The sequence below is a fragment of the Halorientalis persicus genome (genome assembly GCF_900110215.1).
GTDB classification, from domain to species: domain Archaea; phylum Halobacteriota; class Halobacteria; order Halobacteriales; family Haloarculaceae; genus Halorientalis; species Halorientalis persica.
The window spans coordinates 23484-35803 of the sequence record NZ_FOCX01000008.1 but is presented as its reverse complement, the minus strand read 5'-3'; the positions used below and the strand labels follow the sequence as shown (position 1 = coordinate 35803).

The window sequence follows — 12320 nt, the reverse complement described above, 5'->3', positions numbered from 1 at the left end:
CGGACGAGTAATAAAAGAGCAGGTCGCCATCGCCGATCGGGCCCCCAGCGTACCCCCGTGGCGTCGAGGGCGGATCGACCGGGACGGTCCTCTCGATCGCGGAACCGGCCGCGTACGGCATGGATTTAAGCCGGCCCGGGCGTGGGTGTAATACAATGCCACACGACTGTTCGTTTCTGACGGACGTGCTGCCCGACGAGCAGGTGTCGTTCGGGGACTCCGACCGGGACAACCACGCGGGCGACTGGGCCTCCGACGGTGCCGGGACGGGCGTCAAGCCCGACGCCGTCGTCTGGCCCGAATCGACGGCGGACGTGTCCGCTGTCCTGGCCGCGGCCAACGAACGTGGCGTCCCGGTGACACCCTACGCTGCGGGCACCAGCCTGGAAGGCAACCCGGTTCCCGAGTACGAGGGCGTCAGCATGGACATGACACGGATGAACGACGTGCTGGCGGTCCGCCCCGACGACTTCCAGATCGACGTGCAACCGGGTGTGATGGGCGACGTGATCGACGAGGAAGTCGCCAAGCACGGCCTCTTTTTCCCGCCGCTGCCGTCTTCGGGTGACATCTCCACCATCGGCGGCATGATCGCCAACGACGCCAGCGGGATGCAGACCGTCAAGTACGGCGAGATCGCCGACTGGGTGCTGGAACTGGAAGCCGTCCTCGCCGACGGCTCCGTGATCAAGACCGGTTCGAAGGCAGTCAAGACCTCCAGCGGGTACAACCTGAAGGAGCTCCTGATCGGGAGCGAGGGGACCCTCGGCGTCGTGACGCGAGCGACGCTTGAGCTGGAGGGACGACCCCAGCAGATCAGGGGCGGACGGGCCATCTTCCCGACGCTCGACGACGCCGCCGAGGCCGTCATGGACGCGATCCAGTCCGGTGTGGACGTGGCCAAGATCGAACTCGTCGACGACGTGAGCGCCGAGATCGCTGCCGACTACGCCGACGACGACACCGACCTGCCGGCCGACCCGATGGTCTTCCTCGAATTCCACGCCAACCACGGGATCGACGAGGAGATCGACTTCTGCCGGTCGATCTTCGAGGGCCACGATGTCGAGCGGTTCGAGATGGCCGAGGAGGAGGCGATGGACCAGCTCTGGAAGGCCCGCGCGGAACTCGCCTTCGCGATCCAGATGTGGAAGCCCGACCTCCAGCCGCTCCACCCCGGCGACATCACCGTCCCGATCAGCAAGCTCCCCGAGATCATCCGCTACGCCAAGGATCGGGGCGCGGAAGACGACATCGTCGTCCCCTGCTTCGGCCACGCCGGCGACGGCAACGTCCACTACTCCGTGCTGGTGAACCTGGACGACCCCGAGACAATCGCGACGGGGGAAGAAGTCTACACCGACATCGTCGAGCGCGCCATCGAGATGGGCGGGACCTGTACCGGCGAGCACGGCGTCGGCCGCGGGAAACGGAAGTACCTCGTGTCCGAACACGGCGAGGAGAGCGTCGAGGCGATGCGGGCGCTCAAACGCGCCCTGGACCCAAAGGACACGCTGAATCCGGGGAAGATCTTCCCCGAAACGGCACAGGGTGAACGGGTGCGGGCCGAGAGCGACGACTGAGCGACCGGTTTTTTCGCCCACGTTTTTGCACGAGGGGTTCGCGACCGGAGGGGAGCGAACCCGAGGAGAAAAAGGTGGGACTGCACAGGGCGAGCGGGGGCGGGCGGAGCGCGACGACTGAGATTAGATGCCGAATTCGAGGACCAGCGCGAGCCCGACGACGGCGAGCGCGAGCAGTCCCGCGACGGTGTGACTGCCGACGGTCTTGTAGCTCCGGTAGTTCGAGATCATCAGCGGAGCGGTCAGCAGGACCGTCGCGGCCGCCAGCCACCCGTTCCACTGGTCGACGAAGGTGGCGAGGAAGTAGTTGCCGACCATCAGGACGTTGAGGTGGACGACGGTGAGCCCCCGGTAGTAGCTCGTCCCGTCGTCGTCTTCGAGCCCCTCACTGGCGAACCGAACCAGTCGGAGGAGGCCGAACGCGAGGACGGTGAAGCCGACGAGGACGCTGAGGACCGTGGCGGGAGAGAGAACGACGTGATAGAGCGCGACCGCCGGAACCAGGTACGTGAACACGTCGATGAACGCGTCGATGTGTCGCCCCATCGTCGTCGGTTCGCCGAACTCGCGGGCGTAGAACCCGTCGAGTTTGTCGAAGCCGAACGCGACCAGCATGGAGACCAGCGCCCAGTTGGGCTCGCCGGTCAACACCAGCAGCGTCGCCGTCCAGCCGAAAAACAGCGCCACGAGACTGATGTAGTCGGCGACCCCGAGACTGAACAGCAGATACTCCTCGTCTGCCGGTGGTTTTCGGCGGTCGACCCGTCGTCTGACGTTCCGCACCGCTGTCCGAACGTGTGTTTTGACGTCGGTCATGGGCCCCTTCCCTACTTTTATCGATATCTAACACTCTGTATAAAGGTGACTAAAAGTGCTATATAGGACCGCATTCCGCCCCGTTAGGGTCCCTTCGGCACTACAGTGGTTTCGTACTGCGATGCTCGAACCCCAGCAGGTGGTAGTAGCTGACGCGTTTTTCCGGTTCGAACCCGTTGGCGGCAAAGAGGCGTTTGGAGGGGACGTTGTCGACGGCGACGAGGGCAGTAGCACGGTCGGCCCCCCGACTCGCCGCTTCACGGAGCGCCCGGCGGACCAGGGCCGTGGCGATGCCCCGGTTTCGGTGGGCGGGATCGACGAACACTCGCCAGAGGTACGCGCCGTCGAACAGGCGCTCCGAATCCAGTGCCTCGACGTAGACCGGCCGATTGTGGCTCAGAAACAGGTACCCCACGAGGTCACCGCCGATCCGGGCGGTGACGACCCGGTCGATGGGGGCCGGTTCGACGAACGCGTCGGCTTCCGAGCGGTCGAGTTCGCCGGCGCGGTGACAGTCGATGGTGACACCGCCAGGCGCTGTGGCGTCGGGCACGGTCGTCAGATCGGACACGTACTGGTCGAGTTTGGCGACTTTGATCCCGAGGTCGGCGAGCGTCTCGTAGATCTGCCGCCCGTACGCGTTGCGGCTCAGCCGCCACAGCGGGTTCTGCACGTTCGCCGGGTAGCCACCGCGGCGAAAAAATACCTGTCGACCGGACAGCGAATCGTGCTTGCCGCCGCTCAGTCGTGGACCAGCACGTCCAGCACGTCCGTCCCCTCCCGGTCCAGCGCGTCGGCGAAGGTCTCGGCGATCTCGTCTGCGGTCTCGACGCGGTGGCCCCGCGCCCCGTGGCTCTCGGCGTTTTTGACCAGGTCGACCGGTGGTTCGAAGTCCATGCCGACGTAGTCGTGGTCCTCGTCGTCGCCGCCGAAGATCTCGATGGTGTTGTCCTTCAGGATGCGGTAGTTGCGGTTGTCCGGGATCACGACGGTGAGATCGAGGTCGTGCCGGGCCGCAGTGTAGATCGAGTGCGGGTAGTAGAGGTACGAGCCGTCACCGATGTAGCCCACCACGTCGCGGGGGTCGTCCTGCATCGACTCGGCCACGGCCGCCCCGACGGAGGCGGGGAGGCCGTAGCCGAGGCCACCGCCCTTGTTCGAGATCATCTGCTCGGCTTCCATCTCCCAGCGGATCAGGAGGGGGTATTTGGACGTGACGCCCTCGTCGACGATGTAGGCGTCCGGCGCGGTCTCTTTGAGCGCGTCGACGAGGTCGGCCTTCGAAGCGCGGGTCTCGCCCTCGGGCGTCTCGTCCTCGCTCATCGACTGGATGGTGCTGGAAAGGGCCTGCTTGGTCGTCTCGACGCTGTCGATCCGGCGCTTTCGTTCCGCGTCGTCGATCCGGTCGTCGAGGCGCTCGGCCAGCTGTTCCATCACGAGGCCCGGGTCGCCGACGACAGCGGCCTGTGCGGGCTGGTTCTTCCCGACCTCCCAGGCGTCGTCGGAGATGTGGATGCAAGTGGTGTCGCTGTCGACGAGCGCGTTCTCGTGGTTCAGCAGGGTCGTGTGGGTGGAGGTGCCGACGAACACGAGCGTATCGGTGTCCATGAGCATACTCGCGACGCCCTCGTTGGGTGGGACGTGGGAGATCCACTGGGGATGCTCGCCGGGGAAGTTCACCTCACAGGAGAGGATCTCGGCGTGGACTCGTGCGCCCGACGCCTCAGCGAAGTCGACGGCCGCGTCGACGGCGTCGGCCCCAGAGCGAGCGACGTGGTCGCCCAGGATCAACACGGGATCGTCGGCCTCTGCGAGCAGGTCGGCGGCGCGTTCGATCTGGCCGGTATCGCCCGGCCCGGCGTTCGGGATCGGACCCAACGGCTCGATGGCCTCGGGGTCGGTCTCGGACAGCATCACGTCCTGTGGGAGACCGAGGAAGACCGGGCCCGTCGGCGGTGTCAGCGCGACGCGGAACGCCCGCCGGAGCATCGTCGGTAGGGCCGTCACGTCGAGTACCTCGTCGGACCACTTCGTGAACTGGTCGACCATCGCTTCGAGGTCGCCGTGGAGCAGGGGTTCCTCGTGGCGGAAGTCCCGTTCGTGATTGCCGGCGGTGATGACCAGCGGCGTGCCCGCGAACTGGGCGGCGTAGGTGTTGCCGACGCCGTGGGCCAGGCCGGGCGTGATGTGCAGGTTGACGACGCCGGCCGGCATCACGCTCTCGTCGTGGTGGGCGTGGTAGCGGCGGGTACTGGCGTAGCCCGAGGCCATCCCGACCGCGATGTCCTCGTGCAGTCCGAGGACGTATTCGAGGTCGCTCCGACTGATCGCGTCGAGGACTGGCAACTCCGTCGTGCCGGGGTTGCCGAAGACGTGTTCGACGCCATACTGCTCCAGCGCGTCGACGAACAGATCCGAACCCGTATAGCCTGTCATGGAGTTACTGTCTCTCCGGCGGGCACCCCTAAAATAGTTAACCTCCGGGTGTCAGGGATTGCCAACGGCTTCCAGCGACGACTCCTGGGAAAAAACTGTTAAGCCAACTCGTCTGGGTCCTCGCCGCCCCGTACCGAATCACGCGATGTGTTTCGGGAGTCGCACCCTGAACACGGCTCCGCTGTCGTCCGCTGTGGACTCGGGTGGAACGTCCGTGTCCACGCGGTCGTCGACCCAGACGCGGCCGCCGTAGGCCTCCGCGAGGCGGTTGACGAGGTAGAGTCCGATTCCGGTGCCCGGACTCTCTGTGCCCATCTCGCCTTTCCCGAAGATCTCGTCTTTCTGGTCGTCCGGAATGCCGGGGCCGTCGTCGGCGACGCTGACGATCACGTCCTCGTCTTCCTCCTCGACTGTAACCCAGACGGTCGGGTCGTCGCTGTCGTTGTGACGCACGGCGTTGCTCAGGAGGTTCCCGACGACCGATCGAAGTAACTCGTTGGCACAGACCTCGACCGACGGCACGTCGCCGACGATGGAGATAGTCGCGTCGTCGGCGGTCCGCCGCTTCTCGATCTCGGTGGTGACGACTGGCTCCAGCGGGATGGCTTCCAGATCGAACGACTCGCCGTGGGCGATCGAGTCGACGACGTCGCCGACGACGGAGGTTAGTTCGGCGATGTGTTCCGAGGCGTTCTCGATGCGGTCGAGGTACTCCCGGGGCTCGCCCTCGGCCTGCTGTTTGGCGATCTCGGCCCAGCTGAGCAGGAGCTGGAGGTCGTTGTTGATGTCGTGTCGCACGAGACGGTTGATGACGGCGAGTTCCTCGTTGGTGGTGGCCAGTTCCCGCTCACGGCGTTTCTGCTGGGTGATGTCCCGCGAGATGAGCTGGAAGGACTCGTCGCCGCTGCCCTCCGTGATCGGCACGGCGATGTTGTGGAAGTGCCGGACGCCGATGCTGTCCTGGAACGTGACCGCGCTCCCAGCGGTGATAGCCCGCTTGCCCTCCTCGATACGGCCCTGGGCCACGTCGCCCGGCACCACGTGTCCGAGTTGCTGGCCGATCAGGTCTTGCTCGTCGGTCCCGAAGGAGGTAGCCATCGCGCTATTTGCCGCCACGATGGTGCCGTCGGTGTCGACGTGGACGATCTCGTCGGGCGCGTTGTCGACGAGCAACTCGTATCGGTTGCGGGCCCGCTGTTGTGCCACGACGTTTTTGATCCGGTTGGCGAGCAGTTCCAGTCGGTCCTGGGCCGCGATCTCGTCTTTCTTGAAGTACTCGTCGACGCCCGCGCTCATCGCGTGGCTTGCCACCATCTCGTCGCCCTCGCCGGTCACCATGACGAAGGGGATGCCGTACTGGTCATCGATCCGACGATACAGTTCGAGCCCGTTCATCTCGGGCATCTGGTAGTCACTGACCACGCAGTCGACGGCTTCGTCTTCGAGGATTGACAGCGCCTCTGCACCGCTGTTGGCGGTTCGCGTCGCGATCCCGTGTTCGTCGCTGAGTTTGTCGGCAGTGATGCTCACGAAAAAATCACTGTCGTCGACGACCAGCACATCGAGGGTATCCGACGCGAGCATAGCCACTGTAGCAGGGGAGGGTGCAAAGAATCCATCGTCTCCGTATTCAGGACTGATACTGTACGCCGTCGCCGCTGGACAGTTCGGTGATGGGGCCGACACGGAGTGCCGACCAAACGAACGGCGCGGTCAGCGGTCCCGGGCGCGGGGTGCGGGCGTGACGGCCGGCGGCAGCCGATCGAGTTGCACCAGTGCGAGGCCGACCAGCGCGACGGCGGCCGCGGTGACCTGCAACAGCACTGTCACACTACCGCCGACGAACCCGCCCAGTGCCGGCGCGTACATCGCGAGCATGGCCAGGGCGAGATAGGCCGCCCGGTGGGGGATACCGAGGACGTGGCGGCCGTCGAAGCCGATCGTGACCGCCGTCAGCGCGACGACGCCGACGAACACGCAGAACACGGCCACGGGCGTCCCGGTCAGCGTCCAGTTCACGAGGCTGTCGTTGACGACCAGGGCGTACGGGATCAGAAAGCCCGCCGCACCGATCTTCATCGCCTGTTTCGCGGCGGTCATGAACCCGCTGTTGGCGATCCGGGAGCCGACGGCCACGCCGACCGCGACCGGCGGCGTGATCGCCGACAGCATCGCGAAGTAGAAGACGAACAGGTGGGCCGTGATCTCGGTCACGCCCAGATCCGTCAGTGGACTCACGAGCAGGGTCGCCACGAGAATGTAGGCGGCCGGCGTCGGCATCCCGAGGCCGAAGAGGATGCTGGTGATCATCGCCAGGATCAGGACGACCAGCAGGACACCACCGCCGAGCGCGACCATCCGAACACTGATCTCGGAGGTCAGTCCCGTCTGGGTCAGCATACTGATGATGACGCCCATCGCGGCGAGGACGCCCACCAGCGGGGCCATGTCGATCGCACCGCGCCGGAAGCCCTTCAGCGTCCGGTACCCCGTTCCGACGAACGTGTACAGCGCTTGTTCGATCGCCGCCACGAGAGAAACGTTCGAGGGCGAGCCGCTGGCGTCACTCTCGTCGGCGAGACCGCCGAGTTCGCGGGCCAGCGTCGCGATGGGGTTGCCCAGAACCATCGTCCCGATCAGCGTCAGCGTCGTGTACAGCCCCGCCGCCATCGGCGAGAGCTGCATGACGACGAGCGTGTAGATCAACACCGACATCGGGATCGCGAAGTGCGTGCCGTCGAAAAAGCGCGCGACACCACTGGCGAAATCCGCGGCCGTACTGCGCTGGTTCTGGACCACGGCCCGGAGCAGGCGGGCGACCACCAGCGACGCCAGAGCGGCCGCGGCCGCCGCGAAGAGACTGAAGCCAAGAATGACTCGGGCCTGGTAGAACGCGCCCACGACGACCAGCGCGTACAGCGATTTCAGCAGCGCGCTCCGGCTAAAGAGCGAGGCCAGAATGCCGGGGCCGTCCGTGTTCTCGGTGGTCCAGCCGTACCGGAGGACCGCGAACTGGACGGCGACGCCGACCGAGAAGTAAAACAGCAGTGCCGGGATGATCGCCGCCTGGATGACCCGGACGTAGGCCACACCCAGGATGTCGGCCATCAGGAACGCGGCCACACCCATGACCGGGGGCATGATCTGCCCGCCGGAGGAAGCGACGCTCTCGATGGCGGCCGCGAAGTCCTTCCGGACGCCCTGCTCTTTCATCATCGGGATCGTGAACGAACCGGTGGTGGCGGCGTTGGCCGCCGCACTCCCGGTGATCGACCCCATGGCCATGCTGGAGATGACGGCGACGTGGACGACGCCGCTCCGCAGGTTCTCGCCGAGTTTCTGGCCCAGGCCCAAGATTACGTCGAGCGCGCCGAACTCGCGAGCGAGCCCGGCGAACATGATGAAGATGGCGACCCAGGTCGCACCGATCTCCATGATAAAGCCGAAGGCTCCAGTGAGCCGGACCGCGCCGTACGTCGCGACACCCTCGAGCGAGAAGCCGGGATGCTGGAGGAAGCCCGGCATCAGGTCGCCGAAGTAGGCGTACAGCACAGAGCCCACCGCGACGAGCGCGATGGACCAACCGTAGGCTCGCCGGGTGGCGTCGATAGCCAGGAAGACGATGACCAGCCCGACGTACAGGTCGACGTTCTGGAACCCGCTGATGAGGGCCGGGCCGTCGAGGCGGGCGTAGCTGGTGAAGACGTGGTAGCTGGCGACGGCGGCAGCCCCTGCGATCGCGACACAGACGACGCCATCGACGATCCTGACGAGCCGATAGGCGCGGTCGGGAAGCCAGTCGGTCACCAGCGTCGCGTCGCTCCGGTCGGTCGGGTCCTCCGCGACCGCCAGTGCCTGTGTGAGGTAGTACAGGGCAGTGCCGGCACCGAAAAAGCCGACGGCAAACTTGGCCCGGACGATCGGTCTGCCCCAGGCGAAGTACAGCGTCACCGCAGTCAGGCCGACGCCGATGAAAGTGATCAACACGAGCAGTACTTGTTCGACGATCCCCCGCTCGCGGAAGGCATCGAGGTCCTCGCGCGGCGACCAGATCTCGGTTTCGGATGTAGTATCGGTCATCGTAGTATCGAAGGAATGAGGTGTGGCGGCAACCAGTCCCGGTCGCTACTGTTCGGCGACGTCGTAGTCGTCGTTCCAGACGCCCTGTTCCTTGTAGAAGTCAGCAGCAGCAGGGTGGAACGGGAGGGTGTCGTAACCGTTCTCGACCCAGAATTCGCCCTCTTCCATCCGGGCGAGCAGGGCGTTCTCATCGCCGAGGCCGTCGCGGTTGGCCCACAGCGTCTCGAGGAACGTATAGAGCGTGTCGTAGTCGAAGTCGTCCCGGGTGACGAAGTTGTACGCGAGCGCCGGCGTGTTGAGCGTGTCAGGCGCGTAGGCGTAGCCGTCGAACTCTGTCGTGTCGACCTCGCTCATGATGATGGCCGGGTCCTCCTCCAGTTCCGAGGTCACGCTATCGGGGAACTGGAGCAGGCGCAGGTCGACCGTACTCTTCATCTGCTGGACCCAGCTCGGTTCGACCGAGAGGTTGATGAACGTCCCCGCTCCGGCGTCGAGGCGGCCTTCGCTCATCGCACTCCCCTGTGAGCCGTACCCGATACTGATGCGCTCGTACTCGTCCGTGGCGAACCCGAGCGCGTATTCGAGCATCTCCGCAGTCCCCGAGCCGCTCGGGGTCGGCGAGACCCGGTCGCCCGAGCCGATGTCGGAGATGGTGGTCCAGTCGTCGTTGGCCGAACAGAGGAACCACGCCAGATCGTACAGGTGGAACGTCTGAACCGGGGTGTAATCGAGGTTTCCGAAGGGCTCTTCCTCGTTTGCGATCTTGCTCGCCGTCCAGTTCTGGATGTAGACGATGTCGGAATTGTCCTGGCTGAGCCGACCGATGTTGGCGTTGGTCCCCTCGCTGGGCTGGGCCTGGACGCTCACCTCGTCGCTGTTCTGGCTCACGACGTTCGCGATGACCGTACTCATGGTATACGCCGACGTGTCCTGCGTCGAGGTCGTCATGACCATCTCGCCGTCGGCACCAGGGGCCTCGCCGCTACCGGTCCCCTCGTCACCGAAACAACCCGCGAGGCCAGCGGCCCCGACGAGTCCTGCTGTCCCGACCGAACGCTTCATGAACGCCCGTCTATCGACGGCATCTAATGTGGATTTCCCACGCATAAGAACCGAATTAACGTTTACTGCATATATACCCTTTCATAATAGAAGTGTAAAACTGAATAGGTTCTGTGTTAACAGTTGGGTGTGTTAAACAGCCCCTAGCATATAATAGTTTCCCGCAACTCGCTCTGGAATGTGAAAGCGATGACTCGGGTGGCCGATTCGACTCCGGACGAGTCTGTTCATCGAGCCGAGACGTTCGTGTCAGTTTTCCGGTGCGAGCGTCTCGATGGTTCGCTGGATGTCGGCCTGTTCGGCCGCCCGGGGGAAAGAGACAGAGGCGGAAGTCACGCCGTCGATGGCCTCGAACTCGTCGATGCGGTCGCGGCACTCTTCGGGCGTTCCAGCCACGGCGAGTTCGTCGAGTAGGTCCTCCGGGAACTCCGCGACGATTTCTTCGCGGTCGCCGTCGTCCCAGTTGTCCGCGATGTCGTGGGCCAGATCTTCGTAGCCCTGCCTGGCCAGCGCATCCCGGTAGAATGTGCCCATGCCCCCGATGTAGAAGCAGATATGTTGCTTGACGAGTTGGCGGGCACGCTCCCGATCCTCGTCGACACAGCAGGTCAGCGAGACCGTGACTTCCTGGTCGCTCCGGTCGCGGTCGCCCAGATCGGCACCGTGGTCGAAGTCGTCCAGTCGGTCACGGAGGCCGTCTTTCGTGAGCATCAGGGCGTGCCAGCCGTCGGCGAAGCGGCCGGCGAGTTCGACGGACTTTGGTCCCATCCCGGCGGCGTCGATCCCCGGTGGCTGTTCGGGCGGCTCACAGCGCAGGCGGAACCCGTCGAGGTCGTAGTACTCGCCGTCGTAACTGACCCGTTCGCCCGAGAGGACCTGCTTGACCACGTCGACGGTCTCGCGGGTGTACTTCAGCGGGTTGGCGAAATCCTTGCCGTGCCAGTTCTCGATGACGATGGGGCCCGACGGGCCGAGGCCGAGGCGGAACCGGCCGTCCGAGACCTCCTGCAGGGTGGCGGCGGTCTGGCCGATGAGGGCAGCCGACCTGGAGTAGATCGGCATGATGGAGGTGCCGATACCGATCTCCTCGGTCCCGTGGGCGATGCTCGTGAGTGTCGTCACCGCGTCCCGACCCCAGGTTTCCGGGAGCCACGCGCGGTCGTATCCCAGTTCCTCCGCAGTCTGTGCCTGTTCGACGAGGGTGTCAACGCTGGGCTGTGCCGCGACCGGCAGGAATACGTCACGTGCCATACCCCCTCACCGACCGGGACCGGGAAATAAGTTACCGCCTCGGTGAGGTCGTTCGACCGCCACGCGGGGCTCCGGGTGGGACGCCGCGGCCACGCCAAAAGATCGAATGGGATTTCGCGGACCTAGATGTCCGGGTCTTCCATGATGTCCGGAACGCCCTTCGCCGTGATGGTCTCGCCCGTGATGTACGAGGACGCGTCGCTGGCGAGGAACTGGGCCAGGTCGGCGATCTCTTCCTCGACGCCGATCTGGCGGTCGACCTCCGAGCGTTCGATGTCGTCGGCGCTGACGCCCATCTGGCTCTCGACGCCGGGCGTGGCGACGAACCCAGGCGCGATGCAGTTCACCCGGACGTCGTCCTCGGCCCACTCGAAGGCCAGCGTCGACGTGAGGTTCGAGACGGCGGCTTTCGCGGCGGCGTAGTGGCTCATGAACGGCGCGCCGCGGTTGCCCGCCACGCTGGAGAAGTTGACGATCACGCCGCCGTCACCCTCGCGCATGACTTCGCCCGCGGCCTGCGTGCAGTGATACGTACCGTGGAGGTTGATGTCCACGATCGTCTTCCAGCCGTTCTCGCTGATGCCCTCGAAGTTGGCCATGAACGAGGCCCCGGCGTTGTTGACGAGGATGTCGACGCCGCCGAACTCCTCGACGGTCGCCTCGACCAGCGCGTCGACCGCGTCGCGGTCGGTCACGTCACACTCGATGGCGAGACACTCGCCACCGTCCTCGGCGTTGATGCCCTCGGCGACTTCGTCGACTTTCTCCTGCTCGCGCGAGCAGATGACCACGTCGGCCCCGTCGTCGGCGAACCGCTCGGCGATGGAGCGACCGATACCCTGTGACGCGCCCGTGATAAGCGCCGTCTGACCCTCGACTGCGAACTGTTCTCTCATCGTGCTGCCTCCGTTTTAGTTACCATTGTTAATCAACAATGGCGCGTTCTACCTCACTGTTAATAAATCTGCACATGCCGGGAGCGTTCCGGATCGAGAATTCGCGTGTCGAATCTCTCGCTAACGATGTCAAGTAAAAAAATTCTAATGGGTAGAAGTGGGAGACCAACGCATAGGACGATGGTCCCCAACTTCC

The 12320-nt window shown here is 65.0% G+C and carries 9 protein-coding genes; 1 reads left to right on the top strand and 8 read right to left on the bottom strand.

What is annotated here, in order from left to right; translation table 11 throughout:
* Positions 1-155: 155 nt before the first annotated feature.
* Positions 156-1583: an FAD-binding oxidoreductase gene (locus BMX17_RS10300; RefSeq protein ID WP_092659666.1), complete on the top strand. Its 1428-nt coding sequence runs from the start codon at positions 156-158 to the stop codon at positions 1581-1583.
* A 123-nt stretch (positions 1584-1706) separates the two neighbouring features.
* Here the strand turns inward: BMX17_RS10300 and BMX17_RS10295 are convergent, their stop codons facing one another.
* The 8 genes from BMX17_RS10295 to BMX17_RS10260 form a co-directional block, all read right to left on the bottom strand.
* Positions 1707-2399 (bottom strand): CDP-alcohol phosphatidyltransferase family protein, encoded by a 693-nt coding sequence (locus tag BMX17_RS10295; RefSeq protein WP_092659664.1) that lies wholly within the window; start codon positions 2397-2399, stop codon positions 1707-1709.
* Positions 2400-2499: 100 nt separating this feature from the next.
* The gene (locus tag BMX17_RS10290) at positions 2500-3072 is read right to left on the bottom strand and encodes a GNAT family N-acetyltransferase (RefSeq protein ID WP_170845382.1); all 573 of its coding nucleotides are present in this window, start codon (positions 3070-3072) and stop codon (positions 2500-2502) included.
* Positions 3073-3140: 68 nt separating this feature from the next.
* Complete coding sequence (locus BMX17_RS10285; RefSeq protein ID WP_092659660.1) at positions 3141-4835, bottom strand: thiamine pyrophosphate-binding protein; 1695 nt, start codon at positions 4833-4835, stop codon at positions 3141-3143.
* Positions 4836-4973: 138 nt separating this feature from the next.
* Entirely contained in the window at positions 4974-6419 is a 1446-nt protein-coding gene (locus tag BMX17_RS10280) for a sensor histidine kinase (RefSeq protein ID WP_092659658.1), read from the bottom strand.
* Positions 6420-6548: 129 nt separating this feature from the next.
* Complete coding sequence (locus BMX17_RS10275; RefSeq protein WP_092659656.1) at positions 6549-8915, bottom strand: TRAP transporter permease; 2367 nt, start codon at positions 8913-8915, stop codon at positions 6549-6551.
* 45 nt (positions 8916-8960) lie between these two features.
* Complete coding sequence (locus tag BMX17_RS10270; protein ID WP_092659654.1) at positions 8961-9977, bottom strand: TAXI family TRAP transporter solute-binding subunit; 1017 nt, start codon at positions 9975-9977, stop codon at positions 8961-8963.
* A gap of 249 nt (positions 9978-10226) precedes the next feature.
* The gene (locus tag BMX17_RS10265) at positions 10227-11228 is read right to left on the bottom strand and encodes a TIGR04024 family LLM class F420-dependent oxidoreductase (RefSeq protein ID WP_092659652.1); all 1002 of its coding nucleotides are present in this window, start codon (positions 11226-11228) and stop codon (positions 10227-10229) included.
* A gap of 122 nt (positions 11229-11350) precedes the next feature.
* A complete protein-coding gene (locus tag BMX17_RS10260) occupies positions 11351-12124 on the bottom strand; it encodes an SDR family NAD(P)-dependent oxidoreductase (RefSeq protein ID WP_092659650.1) in 774 nt (257 codons plus the stop codon).
* Between the last annotated feature and the right edge of the window lie 196 nt (positions 12125-12320).